This is a genomic window from Streptomyces sp. GESEQ-35, from assembly GCF_017948485.1.
Lineage (GTDB): Bacteria > Actinomycetota > Actinomycetes > Streptomycetales > Streptomycetaceae > Streptomyces.
In genome coordinates this window covers 369,052-393,471 of record NZ_JAFFSX010000002.1, presented here as the reverse complement: position 1 = coordinate 393,471, position 24,420 = coordinate 369,052, and the positions used below count along the sequence as shown (strand labels likewise).

Annotated in this window: 19 protein-coding genes; 8 read left to right on the top strand and 11 right to left on the bottom strand. The window is 69.7% G+C overall.

The window, feature by feature from the left end; translation table 11 throughout:
- The 8 genes from KCH87_RS05255 to KCH87_RS05220 form a co-directional block, all read right to left on the bottom strand.
- The gene (locus KCH87_RS05255; RefSeq protein ID WP_210584527.1) at positions 1–1,344 is read right to left on the bottom strand and encodes an MmgE/PrpD family protein; all 1,344 of its coding nucleotides are present in this window, start codon (positions 1,342–1,344) and stop codon (positions 1–3) included.
- A gap of 124 nt (positions 1,345–1,468) precedes the next feature.
- Positions 1,469–3,079: a thiamine pyrophosphate-binding protein gene (locus KCH87_RS05250; protein WP_210584525.1), complete on the bottom strand. Its 1,611-nt coding sequence runs from the start codon at positions 3,077–3,079 to the stop codon at positions 1,469–1,471.
- A gap of 1 nt (position 3,080) precedes the next feature.
- On the bottom strand, positions 3,081–4,118 hold the full coding sequence (tcuB, locus tag KCH87_RS05245; RefSeq protein WP_210584523.1) for a tricarballylate utilization 4Fe-4S protein TcuB: 1,038 nt from the start codon (positions 4,116–4,118) through the stop codon (positions 3,081–3,083).
- Positions 4,105–5,493 (bottom strand): FAD-dependent tricarballylate dehydrogenase TcuA, encoded by a 1,389-nt coding sequence (tcuA, locus tag KCH87_RS05240; RefSeq protein ID WP_210584521.1) that lies wholly within the window; start codon positions 5,491–5,493, stop codon positions 4,105–4,107. The genes tcuB and tcuA overlap by 14 nt, the downstream gene beginning before the upstream one ends.
- Positions 5,490–6,524, bottom strand: a complete 1,035-nt coding sequence (locus KCH87_RS05235) for an ABC transporter substrate-binding protein (RefSeq protein ID WP_210584519.1) — start codon at positions 6,522–6,524, stop codon at positions 5,490–5,492. The genes tcuA and KCH87_RS05235 overlap by 4 nt, the downstream gene beginning before the upstream one ends.
- Complete coding sequence (locus KCH87_RS05230; RefSeq protein ID WP_210584517.1) at positions 6,521–7,387, bottom strand: ABC transporter permease; 867 nt, start codon at positions 7,385–7,387, stop codon at positions 6,521–6,523. The genes KCH87_RS05235 and KCH87_RS05230 overlap by 4 nt, the downstream gene beginning before the upstream one ends.
- Positions 7,384–8,145: an ABC transporter ATP-binding protein gene (locus KCH87_RS05225; RefSeq protein WP_210584515.1), complete on the bottom strand. Its 762-nt coding sequence runs from the start codon at positions 8,143–8,145 to the stop codon at positions 7,384–7,386. The genes KCH87_RS05230 and KCH87_RS05225 overlap by 4 nt, the downstream gene beginning before the upstream one ends.
- Positions 8,142–9,092 (bottom strand): DUF6282 family protein, encoded by a 951-nt coding sequence (locus KCH87_RS05220; RefSeq protein ID WP_210584513.1) that lies wholly within the window; start codon positions 9,090–9,092, stop codon positions 8,142–8,144. The genes KCH87_RS05225 and KCH87_RS05220 overlap by 4 nt, the downstream gene beginning before the upstream one ends.
- A gap of 112 nt (positions 9,093–9,204) precedes the next feature.
- Between KCH87_RS05220 and KCH87_RS05215 the strand changes: the two genes are divergently transcribed.
- Entirely contained in the window at positions 9,205–10,002 is a 798-nt protein-coding gene (locus KCH87_RS05215) for an NAD(P)-dependent oxidoreductase (protein ID WP_210584511.1), read from the top strand.
- A 38-nt stretch (positions 10,003–10,040) separates the two neighbouring features.
- Here the strand turns inward: KCH87_RS05215 and KCH87_RS05210 are convergent, their stop codons facing one another.
- The 3 genes from KCH87_RS05210 to KCH87_RS05200 all read right to left on the bottom strand — a co-directional run bounded on the left by KCH87_RS05210 (position 10,041) and on the right by KCH87_RS05200 (position 13,400).
- Positions 10,041–11,537: a cellulose-binding domain-containing protein gene (locus KCH87_RS05210; RefSeq protein ID WP_210584509.1), complete on the bottom strand. Its 1,497-nt coding sequence runs from the start codon at positions 11,535–11,537 to the stop codon at positions 10,041–10,043.
- A gap of 116 nt (positions 11,538–11,653) precedes the next feature.
- On the bottom strand, positions 11,654–12,052 hold the full coding sequence (locus KCH87_RS05205; RefSeq protein ID WP_210584507.1) for a hypothetical protein: 399 nt from the start codon (positions 12,050–12,052) through the stop codon (positions 11,654–11,656).
- A 28-nt stretch (positions 12,053–12,080) separates the two neighbouring features.
- A complete protein-coding gene (locus tag KCH87_RS05200) occupies positions 12,081–13,400 on the bottom strand; it encodes a radical SAM protein (RefSeq protein ID WP_210584506.1) in 1,320 nt (439 codons plus the stop codon).
- A gap of 163 nt (positions 13,401–13,563) precedes the next feature.
- Here KCH87_RS05200 and KCH87_RS05195 point away from each other — a divergent pair, with 163 nt between their 5' ends.
- The 7 genes from KCH87_RS05195 to KCH87_RS05165 all read left to right on the top strand — a co-directional run bounded on the left by KCH87_RS05195 (position 13,564) and on the right by KCH87_RS05165 (position 24,382).
- Positions 13,564–14,808 carry an FAD-binding protein gene (locus tag KCH87_RS05195; protein ID WP_210584504.1) on the top strand — a complete coding sequence of 415 codons (1,245 nt, stop codon included), beginning with the start codon at positions 13,564–13,566 and terminating at the stop codon, positions 14,806–14,808.
- A gap of 203 nt (positions 14,809–15,011) precedes the next feature.
- On the top strand, positions 15,012–16,259 hold the full coding sequence (locus KCH87_RS05190) for an ROK family protein (RefSeq protein ID WP_210584503.1): 1,248 nt from the start codon (positions 15,012–15,014) through the stop codon (positions 16,257–16,259).
- A gap of 17 nt (positions 16,260–16,276) precedes the next feature.
- Complete coding sequence (locus tag KCH87_RS05185) at positions 16,277–18,121, top strand: glycoside hydrolase (RefSeq protein WP_210584501.1); 1,845 nt, start codon at positions 16,277–16,279, stop codon at positions 18,119–18,121.
- Between the two features lie 227 nt (positions 18,122–18,348).
- Positions 18,349–19,611 carry an ABC transporter substrate-binding protein gene (locus KCH87_RS05180; protein ID WP_210584499.1) on the top strand — a complete coding sequence of 421 codons (1,263 nt, stop codon included), beginning with the start codon at positions 18,349–18,351 and terminating at the stop codon, positions 19,609–19,611.
- Between the two features lie 20 nt (positions 19,612–19,631).
- Positions 19,632–20,597, top strand: coding sequence for a carbohydrate ABC transporter permease (locus KCH87_RS05175; protein ID WP_210584498.1), 966 nt, complete (start codon positions 19,632–19,634; stop codon positions 20,595–20,597).
- Complete coding sequence (locus KCH87_RS05170; RefSeq protein WP_374198957.1) at positions 20,594–21,490, top strand: carbohydrate ABC transporter permease; 897 nt, start codon at positions 20,594–20,596, stop codon at positions 21,488–21,490. The genes KCH87_RS05175 and KCH87_RS05170 overlap by 4 nt, the downstream gene beginning before the upstream one ends.
- 27 nt (positions 21,491–21,517) lie before the next feature.
- Positions 21,518–24,382 (top strand): glycoside hydrolase family 2 TIM barrel-domain containing protein, encoded by a 2,865-nt coding sequence (locus KCH87_RS05165; protein WP_210584497.1) that lies wholly within the window; start codon positions 21,518–21,520, stop codon positions 24,380–24,382.
- Positions 24,383–24,420 lie beyond the last annotated feature (38 nt).

The following is a 24,420-nucleotide window of genomic DNA, read 5'->3' as shown; positions in this document are numbered from 1 at the left end:
TCAACCCCAGTCCAGAGCGCTCATCCGCGGCAGCGCGGCCAGGTTCCACAGCGCGCCCGCGATCGCCCCGGCCCGCCGCCGGCCGATGAACGCGGGCACCAACTCCTCGTACTTGTCGCGCAGTTCAGCGTCGCTCAGCGGGTCGTCCGGGTCGCCCTTGCGCGTGAGCCGCAGCCGTTCGCGCGAGGCGCCCTGCCGGTCGGTGACGCACACCCGGGCAGCCCGGCGTCCCGGGGCCAGCGCGTCCAGCTCCGGGGCGACCCGTGTCCTGGTGCGCGCCATGAGGTCGCGGATCGCCGGGTTGCGCAGCGCCCCGGGTTCGAAGGCTCGCAGCCGCACGCTGCCCAGCACCAGGGCGGCGGCCACGGTGTACGCCAGGCTGAACCGGGCCTCCCCGGCGTCGCCGGGGTCGGTGCGGCCGGCGACCCGGGTGGCGGTCGCGTAGGTCTCGATCTCGATGGCCGCGATGTCCTCGAAGCCCTCCGCCCGTACCCCGTCGGCACGCAGTTCGAGCGCGGCGTCGATCGCGGCGAAGGTGTGCCCGCAGCAGGCGTGGTACTTCACCGTCGTGGCCGTGACGCAGAACGGATCGCCCAGGCCGGTGACGGCGAGGTCGGTCACCCCGGCGGTGGCGACACCGAAACCGGCCGGACCCTCCAGGACGTCCAGGGCGCCCGCGAGGCCCTTCTCGGCGGCGAGTACGGCCACCACGCCGGCTTCGGCGGCGTGCCCCGCGTGCAGCGGCTTGCCCGTGGACGGCGAGCGGAAGGTCTGTTGCAGCCCGGCCGCCATGGTCGCGGCCAGCGCCAGCGCGCCCGCGAACCGGTCGGGGCCCAGCCGGAGCAGTTCCGCCGCCGCTGCGGCCGCGCCGAAGGTGCCGACCGTTCCCGTGGTGTGCCAGTTGCGGTAGTGGGCCGGTCCTACGGCGAGTGCGATCCGCGCGCCGATCTCGTACCCGATGGTCACGGCACGCAGGAAGTCCTCGCCGGAGGCGTCGACGAGGTCGGCGACCGCGAACGCCGCCGCGATGGTCGGAGCGCCTGGGTGGTAGAACGCGTCGCGGTAGATGTCGTCGAGTTCCGCGGCGTGCGCGGCGGTTCCGTTGAGCAGCGCGGCCGTTCGTACGTCGGCTGTGTGCCCCGAGGGGATGAGGCGGGCGGGGCCGGATCCCGGGCTCGGGGCGAGGGCCTCGGTGAGTCCGCGGGCGGCCGGGGTGGTCGCGCCCGGGACCGTGGCCGACGCCCAGTCCACGATCGCGCGTACGGCGGCGTGCCGTACGTCGGCCGCGAGGGGTTTGCGCCGCTGGGCTACCGCGAACTCGGCCAGTTGCTCGACGACGGTCAATTCGGGCTCCCTCTTGCCGATGAGACGCTCTGAGCGTTCTGTTGCACGTGCCGTGGGGGTCGTCTTTCGTCTGCGGCAGCGTCGTGGCTGGTCGCGCAGTTCCCCGCGCCCCTTACGGGGCGCTCTAGAACTGGGTCTCGTACTGGGCCGGGTCGACCCGCGCCTCGATCAGCAGCGGCCTCGTCAGGCCCGCCAGCCCCGCCGCCGCCGCCTTCTCCAGTTCCGCCGTCGAGGTCACACGCACCCCGTCGCAGCCCATTGAAGCCGCGAGCGCGACCAGGTCGATGTCGTTCAGGCGGGTCGCCGTGCTCGGATAGCCGAGGGCCCGTTGTTTGAGCTCGATGCGGTTGAGGCTGCCGTCGGCGAAGACCACCACCGCGAGCCGCAACCCGCGCACGGCGGCGAGTCGTAGCTCGGTGGCGGCCATCGCGAACCCGCCGTCGCCGATCAGCGCGACCACGGGAACCTCGCCCAACGCCATCTGGGCGGCGATCGCCCCGGGGAGTCCGAAGCCCATCGAGGACAGTCCGTTGCTCATGAGGACACTCCGCGGTCGGCGGGCCTGCCAGCCCTGGCCCACGAGGAGCTTGTGCGAGCCGACATCGCAGGTGACGACGGTTTCGGGGGGTGCGCTCGCGCGTACCACGTCGATGACGTCGGTGGGGTTGAGGCGGCCGGAGACGCGGCCCGCGTAGTACGCCGTGCGGAGCCGTTCCCGGTGCACGGCGACGTCCCGCTCGCTCCAACGGGGTTCGCCGCGCCATCCGTCGGCGAGCCACTCCAGACTCGCGGACACATCCCCGACAACTTCGCAGTCGCTGGGGTAGATCTGGTCGGTGTTGGGGGTCGTGTCCACGTGCAGCACCGGCACCGTCACGGACCACGGCCTGATCAGCTCGACCGGGTCGAATCCGGCGGCCACGACGAGGTCGCTGCCGCCCAGGAACTCCCACACGACCTGATTGCACGCCATGTCGAGGACGCCGGCGAAGAGCGGGTGGTCCTCCGGGAACACGCCCTTGGCCATCGGTGACACCACCACCGGGGCGCCGACGCCCTCCGCCAGCCGGAGCAGGGCCCCGGACGCGCCGCACCGGGTCGCGCCCGCCCCGGCCAGCAGCACCGGACGCCGGGCGGAACGCAGGACGGCCGTGGGGTCCGGGCCGCCCGGGACCCGATACACCCGCACGCCTCCCCCGGCGCCGTCGAGCGGCGGCGGGGCGATGCCGACGTCAGGTGCGGACGCGGCGAACGTCTCGGCGGAGCCGGTGAGATGGACGGCCCCCGGCCGTTCGGCGACGGCCAGGCGGAGTGCCTTGCGCATCACCGCGTCCACGGATCCGGGGTGGATCCGGCCGGCCCACTTGGTGACCGACGAGAAGAGCAGTTTGTGATCCACCACCTGATGGGTGATCAACTCCTCGCGTCCGGCGTCGATCTGGCCGGAGATCGCCAGCAGCGGAACCCGGTCCCAGGTGGCGGCGGCCACCCCGTTGACGATCGCGGTCGACCCGGGCCCGAGCGTCGACAGACAGACGCCGGGCCGCCCGGTCACCATCGCCTGGGCCTCGGCCATGAACACGGCGGTGCCCTCGCGGCCCGCGAGCACGACCTCGACGTCGGCGGCGCGCAGGGCCTCCATCAGCTCGATGATCGGATCTCCGGGGTAGGCGAACACGAACCGGGCCCCGGCGGAACGGATGTAACCCGCGACCGTCGCGGCGGTGTTGCCCATGTCAGCGCTCCAGGTTGTCGTGGTGGATGGACAGCGTCCGGAAGATCCCGTGGACGAATTTCGTGTACGGCGCGATCCCGAACGCGACGACGACCGCGGCCACATGCAGCAGAAGCACCGGGCCGAAGGCGACGGTCTCGCGCAGGAGGAGGGTGAGCATGCCGGAGGCGGCGAGGACGATCAGCGCCCACAGAAAGCCGCTGCCGCCGCTCCGCAGCCACAGCCCGGTCCCTCCGACGATCATCGCGATCCCGCCGACGCTGCCGCTGATCACGGGAACGGACAGCCAGGGGTACGGCGGATGCGCGCCGAGCACGTTCTGCAGGAACGCCGCCGCAGTCGTCGACACCACGCACAGCCCGAAGCCGTACAGCAGCACCACATGGAATCCCCGCCGGCCGGGCACCTCGCAGCCCGCGTCGCCCCCGGTCATGTGCCGCAACTGCACGGCCTGCGTGAACGTCGTCAGCCATACACGGAGCCGGAACAGGTCGGCGAGGGGGCCATGCACGTCCCGCCAGTACCGAAGCGTCGCCCAGCCGAACATGGCGGCCGCCCACAGGCTCGGCACCCCCACCGCGATCAGCAGTGGTGTGTGCGGAAGGATCTCGTACGGGTCCCCGGGCGTGTCCGCCACCGTGAACGGGCGGCCGGTGAACAGCCAGGACAGCAGGGCGAGTACGAGGCCTACGACGGTGAAGGCGACGCCCGTCGCGAAGCCTCCCGGCGTGCGGTGCGGCCAGATGTAGCGGCGGTACGTGTCCTGCCGGACCTCGGTGAAGACGCTCGGCGGGTCCACCGCGAACTCGTGCGGCGGGGCGTACATGCAGGCGCTGAGGCAGTCGCCGCAGTCGTGGCAGAGGTTGGCGAGGTGGGTGATGTCCTGGACTTCCAGGGCCGTACGCAGCTCAAGGGCGGGCCAGACGGGGCAGTAACCGGCGCAGTAGCGGCAGGAGTTGCAGATGGTGAGCTGGCGTTCCGCCTCACCGAAAAGGTTCTCGCTGAAGAGGTTCTTGCCGGAGAGGTCATCCGAGGGCATGGCGGGCGGCCTCCCTTCCCGCGATGCGTCCCCACACGGTGCCGATGGTCATGCCGAATCCGGCGAGGTAGCCGGTGGAGAGGATGTTCCCCGACATGATCTCGCCGGCGGCGAAGAGGTTGCGGAAGACTCCGCCGTCCCTGCGGCGTACCCGTGCCCGGTCGGTGACGGCGACGCCGAGGTAGGTGAAGGTGATCCCGGGGCGCATCGGCACGGCGTGGAACGGTGAAGTGTCCAGGCGTTGGGCCCAGTTGCTCTTCGGCGGATCGAGTCCGGCGGTTGTCCTGCCGTCCGGCTCGGCCATGGAGAAGGGCCGCGCGGGGGCGCCGCCCCGGTCGACCGCCGTGTTGAAGGCGGTGACGGTCTCGGCCACGGCCCGCTTGTCCAGGCCCAGCACCTCGGCGAGTTCCTCGACCGTGTCCGCCGAGTAACTGCCGTACATGGGCGGCAGGAAGGCTCCCTGGACCTTCGCGTCCCACAGTGCGTAGGCGATCTGTCCGGGCTGGAGGGCGATGTTCCGTCCCCAGATCGCGTACCGCTTGGGCCAGATGTCCTCGCCCTCGTCGTAGAAGCGGCGGCCGTCCCGGTTGACCACGATGCCGAAGGGGATGGAGTCGATGCGGGTGGCGATCCCGCCGTCGTACTTCGGGCTGCGGGCGTCCACCGCGACGGCGTGGAATCCGCGTTCCTCGCCTGCGTGTTGAGCACCGGCGTCCAGTAGCTCCCGCAGCACTCCCCCGTCGTTGTACGACGGTCCGCGCACGTGGAAGCCCTTGGCCGCCTCACCCCAATAGCGGCCCAGCCAGGCGAGGTCGGCCTCGAACCCGCCGCTCGCGCAGATGACGGAGGCGGCGCTGATGCGGCGGCCGTCGTCGGTGAGTACGCCGGTGCAGGAGTCGCCGTCGAAATCCAGGTGCGTGACCCTGCGGTCGTATTCGATGCTCACCGCCGCCCGTTCCGCCGTCCGGTAGTAGGAGTTGAGCAGTGCCTTGCCGCCGCCGAGGAAGAACCTGTTGGTGCGGGCCAGGTTGAGCGTGCCGGTGAGCGCCTGCTGCCAGTGGGCGCCGTGGGCGGCCATCCAGGCCGGGGCGGACGTCGACTGACGCACGGTCAGCTCGGCGAGCCGCTCGTCGCTCGGCCCGTCGCCGACTCCGCAGAGGTCGCGCCAGAGCTCGTCGAAGGGGTAGGGGCCGGTCGTGAACTCGTCGCCGGTGTCGTGCGCGCACCGGATGTTGCGGGTGTGCCGGCTGTTGCCGCCGCGGAAGACCACGGGTGCGCGTTCGAGGAGCAGCACCCGGGCTCCGGTGTCGGCGGCGGTCAGCGCGCTCACGATCGCCGCGTTGCCGCCGCCGATGACCACGACGTCCGGAGTCACGTTTCGCGCAGGTTCGACGGGACGAGTCGGTCGTAGTCGGGGTCCTTGTCGATGAGGCCGGAGAACTTGTGGAACTCGGCCGCGGTGTCGAAGGAGGAGCGCTTGAAGCCGTTGGTCGCCGGGATCTCGTCCTTCAGCAGGGGAAGCAGCGCGTCGAGTGTCGTTTCGGACATCCCGCTGCGGTACTCGGCGAGCAGCTTCCTGACCTCCGCGGAGTCGTCGCCGTGGATGTCTTTCCTCGCCCGTGTCAGCGCTCTCTGGAAGGCGGCTATCTCCTTGGCCTTGTCCTTCTGGATGCTCGCGGTGGTGTAGAGGACACCGTGGGAGGCGTGGACCAGGTCGGGGATGTCGCCGCGGCACGGGGAGATGTAGGTGGTGCCGACGCCGTCCCCCTCCGCCTGCTGGGCGAGCGGCTGGGCGAAGGAGAGGGCGTCGACCTGGCCGGACTTGAGCGCTCCGAGGGCCGCGCTGGGTTCGCTGCCGAGGTTGACGAGTTCGGCGTCCTTCTTGGCGTCCATGCCGCCCTTGGTGAAGAGGTAGACGACGAGTGCCTCGGTGCCGCTGCCCGGCCCGGTGATGCCGATCTTCTTGCCGCGCAGCGACTCGATCCGCTTCTCCAGGGTGGCGTCGACCGCCGCGCCGTCGAACTTCTCGCCGGTGACGATGTCGATGTAGTACTTGTCGACGAGGTTGGCGACGAGGCGGATGTCGCTCTCGACCTCCGACAGTTTGAAGACGTCGGTCATCACGGAACCGCCGAGTTCGATGCTGCCGGACTTCAGCGCGGCCGCCACCTTCGAGCCGTTGCCGAGGATCGGCGGGTCGTCGAAGGTGACGCCCTCGTCCTTGAAGTAGCCCTTCTCGGTCGCGATGAACATCGGGAAGAACGCGATCGACGCGCTGACCTGACCCACCGACAGCTTGCCGACCGCTGTCGAGGCGCCGGACTCCGCGCAGCCCGCGCCGGTCAGGGTGACCGCTCCGGTCGCGAGGATGCCCTTGACGAGTTGCCGACGGTTCAGATCGTTCATTTGCGGACCTCCAGAGGCTTCCAGCGGTTGGCCCTGCGATCAAGCACACCGACGAGCAGGTTCAGGACGGTGGCGATGGTCCCCAGCACCACGAGCGTCGCGAAGACGCCCGCCGTGTCGAAGTTGGCGGCCGCGTCGCTGATCAGGTAGCCCAACCCCCGGTTGGACGCGACCAGTTCGCCGATCACGGCACCGATCAGCGAGTAGGGGACGGCGACCTTGAGACCGGTCAGCACACCGGTCATCGAAGCGGGAAGGACCACCTTCAGGACCACGTCACGGCGACGGCCCCCCATCAGCCGGACCGCGTCGATCAGTCCCCGGTCGACCTCACGCACCCCCACCGCGGTGTTGAGGAAGACCAGGAAGAACACGGTGACGGCGGCGAGGAGCACCTTCATCTGCATGCCGATGCCGAACCAGACGATGAACAGCGGTGCGAGCGCCACCTTCGGCAACGAGTACAGCGCGACCATGAAGGGGTCGACGACCCGGTAGAAGGTCGGCAGGGAGGCGAGGACGAATCCCGTGACCGCTCCGGCCGAGGCGCCGAGTGTGAACCCGAGGATGACTTCCTTGAGGGTGACCCAGGTGTTGGACCAGAGCAGTCCGTCCCGCTGGTACTCGGCGAGCCGGTGGACGACGTCCAGCGGCCGGCTGGTGAAGGTGATGTCGAACAGCCGGCCGGCGGACAGCTCCCAGGCGACCAGCAGCACCGCGACGAAGACCAGCCGGCCGACCCAGATGATCACCTTGCCGCCGTGTCTCTCCCACCAGCTGCGGTCGAGCGGGACGGTGACCGACTGACCAGTGGTCTTCTCGGCGTCCACCGTCGTCTCGGTCTCTCCGTCGACCGTGCTCATCGCGCCTCCCGCAGCGCCGCCGTCATCTCCTTGTGCAGGCCGACGAAGTGCGGGTCCACCCGCAGTTCGTCGGCGTCGCGCGGCCTAGGCAGGTCGATCACCTTGTCCAGGACCACCCGGCCGACCCGGCCGAGCACCACGACCCGGTCGCCGAGCAGCAGCGCCTCCTCGATGTCGTGCGTCACGAACACCACGGTCTGCCCGCTGCCCTGCCACAGCCGCAGCAACTCGGCCTGGAGAACGGAGCGGAGCTGCGCGTCGAGTGCGCCGAAGGGCTCGTCGAGCAGCAGCACCTCCGGGTCGCCGGCCAGCATCCTGGCCAGGCTCGCCCGGCGCCGCATACCGCCGGACAGTTCGCGCGGATAGTGACGTTCGAAGCCGGTCAGGCCGACCCGCTCGATGAGATCCACCGCGCGTGCGCGCCGCTCCTTCGCCTGCACTCCCTGGATCTCCATCGGCATCTCGACGTTGTGGACGACGTCGCGCCAGGGCATGAGGGTGTCGGACTGGGTCATGTAGCCGACCTCGGTACGCGGACCGGACACCGGCTCGTCCCGGTACGTCACCACGCCCGAAGTGGGGCGCATGAGCCCGGACATCAGGTTCAGCATGGTCGACTTGCCGCAGCCGCTGCGGCCGAGGACCGTGACGAAGCAGCCCTCCTGGACCCCGAGGGTCAGGTCGCGCAACGCGACGATCCCCAGGTCGTCCTTGACGAACTGCTTGGTCAGCCGCCGGATCTCCAGGACGCCGTTCATCGTTGCTGTCGATCCTTCGCCACCCCGGCGAGCCAGTGGGTGTTGTCCACGGCCATGGTCCGTATCTCCGGCTCGCTGAAGCCCGCGGCGAGCAACCGGTCGGCGAGCAGCGCCAGGCCGTCCTCCACGGGCGGGTTGAAGGGCTGCCCGAGATCACTGGAGAGCACGGAGTGCTCCGGGCCGGCCGCCCTGATGTTCTCCAGCCACAGATCCCAGGAGACCTTGCCGGTGTAGGGGGTGGTGAAGCACCGTTCGAGCAGGGCGCCCCGGGCGGCGAGTGCGCGCTGACGCTCCACGCCCACGCGCTGAGAGGTGAACTCCGGGTGGGTGACCACGATCCGGCGTACGCCCTCCTCGACGGCGGCGTCCACGACGGCGGCGATCTCGTCGGAATGGAGATGGCCGGTGGCGAGCGTCATGTCGTGCGCCGCGATCACCCTGAGCACCTGCCGGGTGATCTCCAGTACCCTGCCGTCCCGCCCGGTCACGTCCACCGGGTCGGCCGCCATGCCCGCGTCCCGCAGTTCGTTCTGGAGCTGAACCCACATGGGCGGGGTGGCGCCCTCGGGACTGCTCGCCGTGCAGGCCCGCTCGTTGGCGCTGTCCACCGTCGGCAGCCAGACGAACTGTGCCCCGCCGCGACCGGCGATCTCCACGGCGACCGGGTTCATCCCGCCCACCGAGCCGTTCAGGGTGATCGCCCCGACCGCGCCGAAGCCGGGGACGGCGTTGCGTACCACCTCGGCCCGTTCCGTCGTCGGCACGTAGTGCGACTTGAGCACGAATCCGGTGAGGCCGACCTCGACGAAGCGGGACGCGAGGGTCAGATCGTCGATGCGGCGGTTCATCAGGTCGGGCGCGATGTGCAGATGGATGTCGTAGGCCCCCGCGACGAGTGCGCGGGCATGATCCGACGGTGTCGGATGTGCGGCTGCTCGGTCGGTCACGCCGCCTCCCTGTCACCAATTTGGTGGGCCAGATTGTTAACAATCACCTGGGATGCGTCAATGGGTTGCGCAGAAAGTGTTCCGCCCACGCAGACGACGAGGAGCAGTACCCGTGATCTCCAACGCTGTTGAGGACCTGCGCATCGCTGTACTCGGCCTGGGAGAGGCGGGTGGCGCCATCGCGGGCGATTTGGTCGCCGCGGGTGCGCGCGTGCGGGGCTACGACCCGAAGGTGTCGGCGCCCCCGGGCGTGGTGGACACCGGCAGCGAGGCGGAGGCGGCCGCCGGCAGTGACCTCGTCCTCAGCGTCAACAGCGCCTCGGACGCCGTGGACGCCCTCCGGGCGGGCCTGGCCGGCGCGTCTCCCGACAGCCTCTGGGCCGACCTCAACACCGCGTCACCCGCGCTGAAGCGGCACCTCGGCGAGATCGCCGGGGACAGCGGCATCGACTTCGTCGATGTGTCCTTGATGGCCACCGTGCCCGGGCGAGGTCTGCGGACGGCCATGCTCGCCTCCGGACCCGGGTCCGCGCGCTACGCCGGGCTGCTCCGCCCCCTCGGCGCCGACGTGGACGTGCTCGACGGGCCGGCGGGGCTGGCAGCCGAACGCAAGCTGCTGCGCAGCGTGTTCTACAAGGGCCTGGCGGCGGCCGCCGTCGAAGCCCTCGACGCGGCCCGGGCCGCGGGCTGCGAGGACTGGCTGCGGGAGATCATCGCCGAGGAGCTGACCCGGGCGGACGCCACGACCCTGGATCGGCTGGTCGAGGGCAGCCGCCGGCACGCCGTGCGCAGAACTGCCGAGATGAAGGCCGCCGCCGACATGCTCGGTGACCTCGATGTGCCCCCGCTGATCGCCACGGCCAGCAGGGATCTGTTGCGCCGGCTGTCCCGCGAGGAGCGGGACGAGTAGGACCTGGGGCGCCCGCCCGGTGCCGGGCAGGCTGCTGATCAGTTCACCCGGTCGCAGCTGTGGCCGTTCAGCGTGAAGTCGTACGCCGGCGAGTTCTTGCCGCGCCAGGAGGAGATGAAGCCGAAGGCGAGGGAGCCGTCGGCGGGGACGGTCTTGTTGTAGTCGGCGGCGGTGGCGGTGACGCGGGTGCCGTTCTGGGCGAAGGTCGCGTCCCACATCTGGCCGACCTGCTGGCCGTCCTTGAAGGACCAGGCGACGCTCCAGGTGCCCAGGGCCTCGGCCGTGGTGACGGTGACGGTGGCCTGGAAGCCGTCGGGCCACTGGTTGACCAGGTCGTAGTCGACCTGGCAGGTGGCCGGTTCGCTGGTCTCGGGGGCGGGGTCCGGTTCGGAGCCGCGGGCGGTGGAGGAGGTGGTGCCCTGGGGTTCCGGGTCGGAGGCCGTGTGTTCCGAGCGGTCCGAGGCACGGGTCACCGACGGCTCGGGCGACACGGTCGCCGAGTCCGAGGGCTTCGCGGTGACGGACGGGGTGGTGATGCCGGGGTCGGCCACCGGCTGGCGGTCGGAGCCGTCCGTGGGCGCCGCGGCCCCGTCGTCGGTGGCGCCGCCGGGCATCATCGACACGGCGAGTGCCAGCAGGGAGACGAGGACGGCGGCGACGAGGAGGCCGCCCCGCAGGACGCGCGCCTTGTGCGCACCGGGGTTCGGAGGTCCGTCCGGGTCCACCGGGTCAGGGCGCCCGGCGCCCAGCCGTACCTCGGCGGCTCTGCGGCGGCGCTCCAGATAGGCGAGGCCGCCCCAGCCGATCACACCGCTCGCGAGGGCGGCCGGCAGCCCGCCGCCCTGCAACCGCAGACAGGCGGCGGCCTCCGCGCAGTCCACACACCGGGCGAGGTGGCGGGAGAGGTCGTCCGGGGTGTCGGCGAGCGGCGAGCGGGTGACCGCGTCGAGCAGCCGGGCGTAGCTGCGGCACTGCGCGGCCATCGGCGTGTCGAGGTGGTTGCGGTGGCAGCGGTCCCTGAACAGGACCCGCACCTGGTCGAGTTCGTCGGACACCGTGGCCGGGTCGAGGCCGAGCCGCCGGGCCACGATGTACAGCGGCACGGCCTCCACCTCGGCCAGCCACAGCAGCGCCGCGTCCGGTTCCTGCATGTCGCGCAGGCCGCGCAGCGCGAGCGGGCGCCGCAGCGGGGGTCCGGTGTAGCGGGCGGCCTTCTCGGAGTTGAGCCACAGCCGCAGCTCGGGGTCGAGCTTGTGGCCGTGACCGTCGGTCTCCCAGGCCGCCGCCGTGGTGCGAACGGCGGTCAGCAGCGAGGGGATCCGGGGCAGCCGGGCCGGGCGGCGGCCGCTGTTCCGGGTCGTGCCGGTCTCGGCGGCGCGGGCCTCGCGTATGCCGAGCGCGAAGGCCTCCGTGGCCAGCCGGGTGGCCGCCACGGATCCGGCCGTGCACAGGTCTGCGTACGAGAGCACGGCGTCCCAGCACTCGGAGAACAGCGCGGCCTCGGCGGCGTCCTGGGGGGTCGGCAGGTCGGGCATGGGTCTCCTGCATCCATGAGCGAGGTCAACTCACCATACTGGCAACGGAGTTGGGGGGAACCTCGGAGCAGAGCACGAGCCTTTCACGTTCCCCACACAACTGACAAGCGCGCTATTCAAATCCTGTGACCGACGGATACGCGGCGCGACTGCTCCACCGCCACGACCCGGCCGTCGGCGTCGAGGAACTCCGTCCTGTACTGCTCCACCCACTCTTCGTTACTACGAGAGTCATACGGAAGGAACGCCAAGAAGTATCGATCCCTGCCGACATCAATGTGATCCAGGACCCGGCCGCCGTCCCAGGCGACCCGGACGCCGGCCGCTCCCCGCGGCGCGAGGCCGTAGACCGTGACCCAGTCGGTCATCGCGTTCGTGTCCACGACGGACCAGGTCATGGGCTCCATGTGGTACTCGCCGCCGCGATTGCACGACGACCGGCCCTGCTCCAGGGGATCTTCGTGACGGTCGAGGACGCGGACGAACTCGCAGGTCCCGCCGGACGGGTTCGGCAAGGTCTCCGCGGCTACGTCCTGTGCGGTCTCAGACCTCGGCGGCGTCCTGTGCCTTGAGGCTGTCCATGAAGGAGCTGACGGAGAACACCGCGCGGCCGGGTCCGGGCGGGCCGTATCCGGGCGGCGAGGACAGACCGAAGTCGTCCATGGTGGCGCGGTAGGCCTCCAGGAGCCGGATGTGGTACTCCAGCGGGGCACCCTGCGGGTTGGCCTTGCCGAGCGGGGTCGTGGGCTCGGGGCACCAGGTGGTGAACCGCGGCGTGATGCCCTGCGACATGAAGAAGCGCAGGCCCTCGGTGGTCGACGCGATGGCCTCGTCGACGGTGGTGAAGCCGAAGGGCTCGGCCATCTCCACGCCCGCCACGAAGTTGGGGATCACGTTGCGCGCGCCGAAGATCTCCGCCGAGTCGAGGATCCGCTTGTGCCACTCGTCGCGGCCGACGTAACGCTCCTTGCCCGGGCAGTACATCTTGAAGAGGTACTCGTCCCACACCTCGTAGTTGGGGTGGTAGATCTGCACGCCGTAGTCCTTGAACCGCTGGACGTCGTCCTTGGGCAGCGCCTGGGCGACGACCTTGCCGATCCAGCGGCCGGGGAAGTGCTCCTCGATGGCCTTGGCGTACCGCCCGTAGAAGTCCGCCTCGTCCAGGCCCTGGACCTTCGACGTGATCGCGCCACCGGTGAGCGTGTACGCGGTGGACGTCTTCGCGGTGTCGTACTTGTCGATGATCTCGAGGGCCTCAAGGACCTCGTCGACGTCCTTCACGCCCGTGTACGGGCGGCCGGCCGCCTTGTGCTGGCGCCAGTTGTGGTTGATGTCGCAGTACTGGCACTCCTCCTTGGCGCCGAAGTACTGGCAGACTCGGAACGCGGTCAGGTAGATCAGGTAGCCCCACTGGATGGTCGGGGCCACCTCCATGACCGACTTTCCGTTGGAGAGTTTGTGGCGGTAGTACTCCGGCATGGGGGGCACGCCCACGTCGGCGATGCGCTTGCCGTCGAGGTAGAGGCCGAGCATGCCGTCCTCGGAGGCCGCGACGCGGTACGGCGACGCCGGGTTCACGCGTACGGAGACGACGGTGCGCCGCAGGTCGTACGGCCCGCCCGTGAGGACGATCTCCTCCGGCGGCCGGCGCAGCGCGGCCTCGCCCAGCTCGGGCAGGGTGCCGTGGTCGAAGGAGAAGATGAAGTACGACTTCGGCTTCACCTCCCCGCCTTCGTTGTCACTCAGCGCGGAGGGGTCGAAGGCCACACCGCCGCGCAGCAGGTCCTCTTTGAAGACGGCCTCCCGCGGCACATGCGGAAAGCGCTCCATCAGATCCTCGACCAGCGCGGTACGGCTGCCCATCCCGTGTCTCCTCCCGGCTCAGGCGTTCGACTCCTCACGGTATGCCCCCGCGGAAGCGCGGGTGGGGGCGGGGGGCCTCGTGTTGCCGGCCAGGGTAGTTTCCACCTGGGAATTCCTGGTTCTCGCATTCCTCGTTCTCGCATACCTCGGGAGGGGCGACCGCATGGCCGAGACCGTGACCAACTGGGCGGGCAACATCACGTACACCGCCAAGGAACTGCACCGTCCGCACTCGCTCGACGCGCTGCGCACGCTCGTGGCCGAAAGCGACCACGTACGGGTGCTGGGCAGCGGGCACTCCTTCAACGAGATCGCCGAGCCGGGTGTCGACGGGGCGCTGGTGTCGCTGGCCGGGATGCCGGCCGAGGTCGACGTCGACACGGCGGCCCGCACGGTACGGGTGGGAGGCGGCGTCCGCTACGCCGAGCTGGCCCGCCGGATCCACGAGCACGCTCTGGCGCTGCCGAACATGGCATCCCTGCCGCACATCTCCGTGGCCGGTTCGGTGGCGACCGGTACGCACGGGTCGGGCATCCGCAACGGGTCGCTCGCCGCCCCCGTGCGAGAGGTGGAGATCGTCACGGCGGACGGTTCGACCGTCGTCGTCGGGCGGGGCGACGAACGGTTCGGCGGCTCCGTCACCTCCCTCGGCGCCCTCGGTGCCGTCACCGCGCTCACCCTGGACCTGGAGCCGGACTTCGAGGTCGAGCAGCATGTCTTCACCGAACTGCCGCTCGCCGGGCTGGACTTCGAGACCGTGGCGGCGACGGCGTACAGCGTCAGCCTGTTCACCGACTGGCGCGAGCCGGGCTTCCGGCAGGTGTGGCTGAAGCGGCGTACCGACCAGCCGCTGCCGGACTTCCCGTGGGCGGCGCCCGCCACCGAGAAGATGCACCCGGTGCCGGGTATGTCCGCCGTCAACTGCACCGAGCAGTTCGGGGTGGCGGGGCCGTGGCACGAGCGACTGCCGCATTTCCGGGCGGAGTTCACGCCCAGCAGCGGCGCCGAGCTCCAGTCGGAGTACCTGCTGCCACGGCCGTACGCCCTCGACATGCTGCACGCGCTGGACGCGATCCGTACGACGATGGCGCCCGTGCTCCAGACCTGCGAGGTGCGCACGGTCGCCGCCGACACACAGTGGCTGAGTCCGGCGTACGGGCGGGACACCGTGGCCGTGCACTTCACCTGGATCGAGGACCTGGAGGCGGTACTGCCGGTGGTGCGGGCGGTGGAGAAGGCGCTGGACGGCCTCGATGCACGGCCCCACTGGGGGAAGGTGTTCGCCGAGGCCCCGCGGGTGGTGCGGGAACGGTATCCGCGGCTGGGCGACTTCCGCGCGCTGGCCGGGGCACTCGACCCCAGCGGCACATTCGCCAACGCCTTCGTGCGGGACATCCTGGCCGACTGAACCGGCAGGGACTTTCTCCACCCCCTTTCCTAACCCCTTGTCGAAAGTCCGGGCAGCCCATAACCTTGCGCCGCGCCGGTGCCGATGTCGACCCCGGCCCGGCTGGAAGGGATGGGGCACCCGGTGCTGTGTCTTCCCGGGGGACAACCCCCGGACCCCCGGCCGAAGTACGCGCACCGGCGCGCGTGAGCGAAGGGACCTCGATGAAGCGCGGCACATCACGCGACATCCGCACCGCGAACCGCTATGAAGTGCTGCGCCAGATCATCGCCCGGTCCCCCACCTCCCGGCAGGAGCTGGCGGCCGCCACCGGGCTGAGCCTCGCCACGGTCGCCACGCTCGTCGGTGAACTGCTCGACCTCCGCATGATCACGGAGGTCGGGTTCGAGGACTCGGCGGGGGGCCGGCCCCGGGGACTCGTGGCGGTCAACGCGTCGGGGGGCGCGTTGATCGGCGTCGACATCGCGGAGACGTACGTCCATGTCGAGCTGTTCGACCTCGCTCTGAACGTGCTGGCCCGCGCCGAGGAGGACGTCCGCCCCGGCGAGAGCCTCCCCGAGCAGATGGTCGGCCATGTCGCCGCCACCGTCGGTTCCGTGGTCGCGCAGGCCGGGATCGAGGGCGCGCGGGTGCTGGGCGTCGGGGTGAGCGTGCCGGGGCAGGTGGACCGGGCGACCGGCATCTCGGAGTACGCCCCCAATTGGGACTGGCACGACGTACCGCTGCTCGACCTGCTCACCGAGCAGATCGCCTACCCCCTGTACCTGGACAACCCGCTGCGGGCCGGCGCGGTGGCCGAGCTGTGGTTCGGGGCCGTGCGCGGGCGCGGGGACGCCGTGGTGGTCAACCTCGGGACCGGAGTGGGCGCCGGGCTCATCCTGGGCGGCGGGCTGCACCGCGGGGTGAGCAACAGCGCCGGCGAGTGGGGCCACAACACGATCGTCCTGGACGGACGGCTGTGCCGCTGCGGCAACCACGGCTGTGTGGAGACGTATGTCGGCGCACCCGGAATCATGCTGAACCTACGGGAGTTGAGTCCCGGCAGCACACTGCTGCACCCGGAGGACCAGACGGCCACCATCGCCGCGCTGGCCCGGGGCGTACGGGATCACGACCCGGTGGCGATCAAGGTGGTCCGGGACACCGCCCGTTACCTCGGCGCCGGCATCGCCGACCTGGTCAACCTGTTCAACCCCGAAGTGGTCGTGCTCAGCAGCTGGGTCGCGGCCGCCCTCGGCGAACCCCTGGTCGCCGAGGTGCGCGAGGCCGTCGCCCGGCACGCGCTGCCGCGGCCGATGGCCGCCACCGAGATCGTCCTCTCCCCGATCCCCACCGACCCGGCGTGCCTGGGCGCGGCGACGTTCGCGCTCGAAGGGGCCCTCCAGTCCGTCGGGCAGAGGACCGCCAAACGCACCACCCCCGCAAGGAGCCGTACCGCACCGCCTTCATGACGACGGAAGGGATGCACATGCACATGACTCACCCCCGCACCCACAGATCAGCCCTCCTGACAGCCGCAGCCGCACTCGCTGTCGCGGGCCCCCTCATATCCGCCCCGCCCGCGAGCGCCGCCGCCCCGGTGGCCGCCGAGGTCTCCCCCTACGCCGCCCAGACCATCGACAACATCGGTGCGTCCGGCGCCTGGTGGGTCAACGACCTGAAGAACTTCGACCCGAAGGTCCAAGCCCGGGTGGCGAAACTGCTGTTCTCCTCCAGTGGCCTCGACCTGAGCAACTACCGCTACAACATCGGCGGTGGCGGCACCGCGGTCACCACCCCGTCCCGCGCCCCCGAGGACTTCCGGGGCGACGACGGGACGTACGACTGGAGCAAGGACAAGGGCGGCCGTACGTTCCTGTCCTACGCCGCGAAGTACGGCGTCGAGAACCTCGTCGCCTTCGTGAACAGCGCGCCCGCCGAGTGGAAGACCAACGGCAAGAGCTGCGGCGGTTATCTGAAGGCGGAGAACGAGCAGGACTTCGCGGAGTACGTCGCCGACGTCACCGACCACTTCGGCAAACTGGGCCAGAAGTTCGACCACATCAGCCCCTTCAACGAGCCGACGAACAGCTTCGACTCCTGCGGCCAGGAGGGCATGCTGGTCGACGTCGATCAGCGCGACGACATCGTGCGGGCGCTGGGTGCCGAGCAGGACGCACGGCACCAGAAGACCGGCATCATCGCCGACGAGTCCACCAGCACGGTCAAGTTCAACGACGAGGTCCCCCGGTGGATCTCGCAGCCGGACACGGCCCGGTACGTCGACAAGCTCGCCCATCACACCTACGACAACCCCAGCGACGCCAACCGGGCGCAGGTCTACGAGACGGCCAAGCAGGTCGGCATCGAGTCCTGGTCGACCGAGGACTGCTGCTTCGGCAAGGGCGGCACCGGCTGGGCGCAGGAGTACGACCCGACGATCGACGGCGGTCTGAACCTCTCCCGGATCATCTACAAGGACTTCGCGACCGCGCACGACTCGGCGTTCCACTGGTGGGTCGCCCTGTCGGAGATGATCGGCAGCGACCCGTACGCGAAGAACGACGACGGCTGGAACGACGGCCTGATCTACTACGACCCGAACTACGCCGCCAACGGCAACCAGACCCTGTACTTCACCAAGCGCTACTACGCACTCGGCCAGTACAGCAAGTTCGTGAAGCCGGGCTCGGTCGCGCACAACGTGACCGGGGCGCCCGACGGGGTCGAGGTGTCGACGTACGACCGGAACGGCAAGTGGGTCGTCGTGGTCAACAACCACAACACGACCGAAAGTTCCCTGAACCTGCACTTCAACAGCAAGACGCCCCTGCGGGCGACGCAGGCCGTGCGAACTTCGGCGGATGAGAACTGGGCGAAGGCCGCCAGGCCGGAGGTGAGCGGATCGACCGTCTCCGCCTCGCTCCCCGCCCGCTCCATCACGACGTACGTCTTCGACCAGAAGCGGCACGGCAGTTCGGCCGTCACCGGCGCCTGGCAGGGCGCGCAGTCCGGCAAGTGCCTGACGGCGGACGCCTCCGGGGCCGCGATCAACGCCTGCACGGGCGAGGACGCGCAGGACTGGTCGTACGACGCGAAGGGCGCGCTGAAGGGCGCCGGCGGGTATCTGACGGCCGGGAGCTCGGGCCTGACGACGAGCGCGGCCTTCACGGGTGACGCCGGTCAGCGCTGGCTGCTCAATTCCAACGGGCAGATCGTGAGCGAGGCGTCCGGCAAGTGCCTGGACGTCGGCGGACAGGCCACCGCCGACGGCAGCAAGGTGATCCTCTACCGCTGCGGCGGCGGGACCAACCAGGCCTGGTTCCGTCGGTAACCCTTCCTGATCGACGGGTCGGCGGGCCGCTGGTGCGGCGGTCCGCCCCCTTGTCACGTCCGGTATTCCGAACACTGCACAACGCTTCGCACAGGCTTCGTCCAACCCCTTGCCGAAGCCTTAGCCGAAGGTTAACGTCCCGCACCGCAAGCCGAATTGAGCCACCGGTTGAGCCACCGGCCGCCGAGCCGTGGAGCCGCAGCCGCACTCGAGACAAGGACGTCATCATGTCGGCACTGAGCAACAGCAACTGGGACCGCCGATCCGTTCTGCGGGCCGCGATGGGTCTGGCCGCCGCCGGGGGGCTGGCCGCGTGCGGCGGCAACACCGGTCGCAGCGGTGGGGGTTCGGGCGACGCACTCGTGCAGTACTTCCACGCGTACGGCGAGGCGGGGACCGAGCAGGCGATCAAGAAGTACGCGAAGGCCTACGGCGAGGCGAACGTCACCACGCAGTGGATCACCAGCGCCGACTTCGAGAGCAAGCTCTTCGCGACGCTGCTCACCGACAACGCGCCGGACCTCTTCGAGTTCCACCCGCAGATCCAGATGGTGAAGAGCGGCCAGGTGGCGGACCTGACCGACATCGTCGAGCCGGTCAAGGACGACTTCAACCCGGCCGACATCACCTCCCACACGGTGGACGGCAAGATATACGGCGTCCGCATGATCGACGACCCGCAGTTCTTCTTCTACCGCCCCTCCCTCTTCGAGAAGGCCGGCGTGGAGGTGCCGCAGACCCTCGACGAGCTGATCGAGACCGCCGCCAAGCTCACCACCAGCAAGGTCAAGGGCCTCTACCTCGGCAACGACCTGCATGCGGTCATCAGCCCGATGATCTGGTCGGCAGGCGCGGACACCCTCGACGAGAAGAACGAGATCGCCTACCACACGGACGGCGTCATCGAGGGCCTGAAGAAGATGCGCAAGCTGTTCACCAGCGGCGACCTGCTCCTCGACGCGCCCACCGACTACTGGGACCCCTCCGCCCTCAACCAGGGGCTGTGCGCCATGCAGTTCTGCGGAATGTGGGCGATGCCGCAGTTCCAGCAGACCCTCGGCGACGACCTCGGTGTCTTCCCCTTCCCGAAGACCGTCGACTCCGGCAAGCAGTCGGTCTACAACGGCGGCTGGTCGATGTTCGTCAACGCCAAGGGCAAGAACGTCGACGCGGCCAAGGAGTTCGTGAAGTGGCTGTGGATCGACCAGAAGAAGTACCAGGAGGAGTGGGCCACCGCCTTCGGCTTCCACATACCGCCGCGCACGTCGATCGCCGAGAGCGCCACCAAGCTCAAGTCGGGCCTGCCGGCGGAGGGCGTCAAGCTCTTCAACGAGTTCGGCCACTTCGACAACATCGGCTGGACCCAGGCCATGATCACCGCGCTGGAGGACGTCTTCGCCGACTCCGTCCGCAAGGACGGTGATCCGGAGGCGTCTCTCGACAAGGCCGACAAGGCGATCAACCGCGAGCTCAAGAAGCTCTTCGGATAGGCCGGCGGACGGACAGCGACATGTCGACGAGCACCGAGCTCGACCTCGCGAGCCCTGCCCCGGCGAAGGCCTCACCGGCCAAGCCGCGGCGGGGGCTGCGGGGCAGCAGCACCTTCAACTTCTGGCTCTTCACGGGTCCGTTCCTGATCGGTCTGGCGATCTTCGTCTACGTACCGATCATCTGGAGCGCCTATCTCAGCTTCTTCGAGGCCCGCTTCACGGTCACCCCGGAGAGGTTCATCGGCTTCGACAACTACGTGCACATGCTGACGAACGACGACTTCGTCGGTTCGCTCGGCACCTTCACCGTCTTCGCCGCGTTCATCGTGCCCACCACCTGGGCCTTCTCGCTGGCCCTCGCCCTCGTGGTGAACCGGCTGCGGTTCATGCGGGCCTTCTTCCGCTCGGTCTTCTTCCTGCCGACCGCGGTGAGCTATGTCGCGGCCTCGCTCATCTGGAAGATGTCCATCTTCAGCGGCGTCCGCTTCGGCCTGATGAACACGGTCCTCGGCTGGTTCGGGATCGAGAACATCGCCTGGCTGGCCGACCCCAATCCGCCCTGGTACTGGCTGGTCATCGTCAGCGCCCGGCTGTGGCTCCAGTCCGGCTTCTACATGATCCTGTTCCTGGCCGCGCTCCAGAACATCCCGGACGAGCTGTACGAGGCGGCCGCCATCGACGGCGCCAAGCCCGGCTGGCAGACCTTCCGGTACATCACCCTGCCCCAGCTGCGGGCCACCTCGACCGCCGTGGTCCTGCTGCTGCTCATCGCCGCGTACCAGGCCTTCGACGAGTTCTTCAACCTGCTCCAGAAGACCACATGGGGCCGTCCGCCCCTGGTCGAGCTGTACTACAAGGCCCTCGGTGAGAACCAGGACTACGGCGCGGGCAGCGCGGGCGCGGTCATCCTGACCGTTCTCATCTGTGTCGTGACCCTGCTCCAGGGCAAGATCATGGGCTTCGGAAGGGGTGAGGAGTCCAAGTGACCACCACCATGCCCGACACGCAGAAGACCGCCCGGCCGGCGGACAAGCCCCGCCGCGTCAGGCGCGGAGGCGGCGTGATGAGCTCCACCGGCCTCTACATCGCCACCGGTGTCGCCGCACTCCTCTTCCTGGTCCCGTTCTACATCCTGGTCCGCAACGCCCTCTCCACCGATCCCGAGATCACCGGAGAGAACTGGCAGTTCTTCCCCACGGACCTCCAGTGGGGCAACATCAGCGAGCTGTTCAACGACCCGATGGTCCCCTTCGCCCAGTCGCTGTGGAACTCCACGGTCGTCGCCGTCCTGCACACCGTCGGGGTCCTGCTGGTGTGCTCGCTCGCGGGCTACGGCCTGGCCCGTATCCCGTACAAGCACGCCAACAAGATCTTCTACGCCGTCCTCGGAACCCTGATGGTCCCGACCGCCGTGACCTTCGTCCCCAGCTTTGTGCTGGTCTCGTCGCTCGGCTGGGTGGACAGCTATCGCGGTCTCATCATCCCGGGCCTCTTCAGTGGTTTCACCTGCTTCCTGTTCCGGCAGTACTTCCTGGGGTTCCCCAAGGAGCTGGAGGAGGCGGCGCGCATGGACGGGCTGGGCTACTGGGGCGCGTACTGGCGTGTCGTCGTGCCCAACTCGCTGAACTTCTTCGCGGCGATCGCCACCATCACGTTCATCAACGGCTGGAACGCCTTCCTCTGGCCGCTGGTCATCGGCCAGAGCCCGGACGCGTGGACCGTTCAGGTCGCGCTGTCCAACTACATGACCAACCAGACCGTCGTCTTCCATACGATCTTCATGGCCACCGCCATTTCCATCCTGCCCCTGCTGTGCGTCTTCCTCTTCCTCCAGCGCTGGCTGGTCCAGGGGATCGCACAGACCGGCATCAAGGGCTGACGCCCTCTTCTCAAGACCAGGAGACCGATGACTGTCCGCACCACCCCGTCCGTCGACTACGTCGAGAACGTCTCCCCGGGCAGCGGCGCCCTCCCGCCCCGCGCCTGGTACGCGTCCTCGGACGCCAAGTCGCTCTCCCTCAACGGCAACTGGCGCTTCCGGCTGTCCGCGACGGCCGGCGCCGAGGACGAATCCTTCGCGGAGGAGGGGTACGACACCGGGGACTGGGCCGAGGTCGCGGTCCCCGGCCACTGGGTTCTCCAGGGCGGCGGCGTTTTCGGGTCGCCCATCTACACGAACCACCTCTACCCCTTCCCGGTGGACCCGCCGCACGTCCCGACCGAGAACCCGACCGGCGACCACGTCCGGGTCTTCGACCTGCCGCCGGACTGGCCCGGCGACGGCGGCGCCGTGCTCCGCTTCGACGGGGTGGAATCGTGCGCCCGCGTCTGGCTGAACGGCACGGACCTCGGCGAGTTCAAGGGCTCGCGCCTGCCGCACGAGTTCGCGGTCGGGCTGCTGCTGAAGCCGGCCGGCAACGTCCTGGCCGTCCGCGTGCACCAGTGGTCCGCGGGTTCCTATCTGGAGGACCAGGACCAGTGGTGGCTGCCCGGCATCTTCCGTGATGTGACGCTGCTGCACCGTCCGGCGGGCAGCGCGCTCGACTTCTTCGTGCACGCCGACTACGACCACGTCACCGGTGAGGGCACCCTGCGCGTCGACTCCGACGTCGACGGCAGGGTGACCGTGCCCGCCCTGGACATCGATGTCGCGACGGGCGAGCCGGTGACGGTCCCGGTGCGGCCGTGGACCGCCGAGACCCCGCACCTCTACGACGGCGTGCTGGCGACGGAGGGCGAACGCGTCCCCCTGCGCATCGGCTTCCGGACGGTCGCCCTCGCGGACGGACTCATCAAGGTCAACGGCAAACCCCTCCTCTTCAAGGGCGTCAACCGCCATGAATGGCACCCGGAGAAGGGCCGCGCCCTCGACGTGGAGACGATGCGGGCCGACGTGCTGCTGATGAAGCGGCACAACCTCAACGCCGTCCGCACCTCGCACTACCCGCCGCACCCCGCCTTCCTGGACCTGTGCGACGAGTACGGCCTGTGGGTCATCGACGAGTGCGACCTGGAGACCCACGGGTTCACCGAGCAGGCCTGGCGCGACAACCCCGTGGACGACGACCGCTGGACCCCGGCCCTGCTCGACCGCGCCGCCCGGATGGTCGAACGCGACAAGAACCACCCGTCGGTCGTCATCTGGTCCCTCGGCAACGAGGCCGGCACCGGTCGCGGCCTGACCGCGATGGCCGAGTGGATCCACGGCCGGGACGGCTCGCGCCTCGTGCACTACGAGGGCGACATCGACTGCCGTGACACGGACCTGTACTCGCGGATGTACGCGGGGCACGCCGAGGTCGAGCGGATCGGCGAGGGACTGGACGGGGGGACGCACAAGCGACGCCAACTCCCCTTCATTCTCTGCGAGTACGGCCACGCCATGGGCAACGGCCCGGGCGGCATCGCCGACTACCAGCGGCTCTTCGCGTCGCACGACCGGCTCCAGGGCGGCTTCATCTGGGAGTGGATCGACCACGGGGTCACCCACCCGCAGCTGGGGTTCGCCTACGGCGGCGACTTCGGCGAGGAACTGCACGACGGCAACTTCGTCTGCGACGGGCTGGTCTTCCCGGACCGGACGCCGTCCCCGGGACTCGTCGAGTACAAGAAGGTGATCGAGCCGGTCCGGATCGAGCCGGACGGCGCGGACGGCACCGTACGGGTGACGAACGCGTACGACTTCGCCGACCTGTCGGCGCTGGCCTTCGAGTGGTCGTACCAGGTGGACGGCGAGACCGTCGAGGCCGGGGCGCTGTCGGTGCCGGCGCTCGCGCCCGGCGAGTCGGCCGAGGTGAAGCTGCCCCAGCCGGACGGACCGAGCGGTGAGGGTCAGTGGACGGTACGGGCACGGCTGGCGGACGAGACTGCCTGGGCCCCGAAGGACCACGAGGTCGCCTGGGCCCAACTCCGCGTGACCGAGCGGGTGAAGCCCGCCGTCACGGCGAGCGAACGCCCCACCGCGAGCGAGAACCTCATCCACCTCGGCCCCGCCTCCTTCGACGCCCGCACCGGTGCCGTGAAGTCCATCGGCGGCGTCGACGTGACCGGCCTGCGCCTCGACGTGTGGCGGGCGCCCACCGACAACGACGACGGAGCGCCTTGGCAGTCGGACGTCCGATTCGGCCTGCTGTGGCGCAAGTTCGGCCTGCACCGCATGCAACACCGCCTGGGATCCGTGGAGTTGGCAGACGATTCCCTGACCGTACGGACTCGGGTGGCGCCCGCCGCCTGGGAGGTGGGTCTGGACACCGTGTACCGCTGGACCTCCGACGGGACCCGGCTGAAGCTCATGGTCTCCGTGCGCCCCGAAGGTGACTGGACCGTGCCGCTGCCCAGGCTGGGCATCCGGTTCCAACTGGCGTCGGCGGACGCGGTGACATGGTTCGGCGGCGGTCCCGGTGAGGCGTACCCGGACACCAAGTCGGCGTCGATGCTGGGGCGTTGGCAGTCGACCGTGGACGGGCTACAGACGCCGTACGTCCGTCCGCAGGAGAACGGTGCCCGGTCCGACGTCCGCTGGGCGGAGCTGGGCGGGCTGCGGATCGCGGGCGACCCGGAGTTCTGGTTCAGCGCCCGCCGCTGGACGAACGAGCAGCTGGACGCGGCCGGGCACCTCACCGACCTCACGCCCGGTGAAACGGTGTGGGTCAACCTCGACCACGGACAGCACGGCATCGGCTCCCAGTCGTGCGGGCCGGGCCCGCTGCCGCAGTACTTCCTGAAGGCCGAGCCGGCGGAGTTCTCGTTCGTGTTCTCGGTGATCGAATAGTCCAACTGGACGGCCCATTAATCCATTGACCGATTGAT

Coding starts and splice junctions, on each gene's coding strand:
- KCH87_RS05250 (WP_210584525.1), bottom strand. CDS start 3,079: ATGGGCAACACCGCCGCGACGGTCGCGGGTTACATCCGTTCCGCCGGG.
- tcuB (WP_210584523.1), bottom strand. CDS start 4,118: ATGCCCTCGGATGACCTCTCCGGCAAGAACCTCTTCAGCGAGAACCTT.
- KCH87_RS05235 (WP_210584519.1), bottom strand. CDS start 6,524: ATGAACGATCTGAACCGTCGGCAACTCGTCAAGGGCATCCTCGCGACC.
- KCH87_RS05230 (WP_210584517.1), bottom strand. CDS start 7,387: ATGAGCACGGTCGACGGAGAGACCGAGACGACGGTGGACGCCGAGAAG.
- KCH87_RS05225 (WP_210584515.1), bottom strand. CDS start 8,145: ATGAACGGCGTCCTGGAGATCCGGCGGCTGACCAAGCAGTTCGTCAAG.
- KCH87_RS05210 (WP_210584509.1), bottom strand. CDS start 11,537: ATGCCCGACCTGCCGACCCCCCAGGACGCCGCCGAGGCCGCGCTGTTC.
- KCH87_RS05200 (WP_210584506.1), bottom strand. CDS start 13,400: ATGGGCAGCCGTACCGCGCTGGTCGAGGATCTGATGGAGCGCTTTCCG.
- KCH87_RS05195 (WP_210584504.1), top strand. CDS start 13,564: ATGGCCGAGACCGTGACCAACTGGGCGGGCAACATCACGTACACCGCC.
- KCH87_RS05190 (WP_210584503.1), top strand. CDS start 15,012: ATGAAGCGCGGCACATCACGCGACATCCGCACCGCGAACCGCTATGAA.
- KCH87_RS05185 (WP_210584501.1), top strand. CDS start 16,277: ATGCACATGACTCACCCCCGCACCCACAGATCAGCCCTCCTGACAGCC.
- KCH87_RS05180 (WP_210584499.1), top strand. CDS start 18,349: ATGTCGGCACTGAGCAACAGCAACTGGGACCGCCGATCCGTTCTGCGG.
- KCH87_RS05175 (WP_210584498.1), top strand. CDS start 19,632: ATGTCGACGAGCACCGAGCTCGACCTCGCGAGCCCTGCCCCGGCGAAG.
- KCH87_RS05165 (WP_210584497.1), top strand. CDS start 21,518: ATGACTGTCCGCACCACCCCGTCCGTCGACTACGTCGAGAACGTCTCC.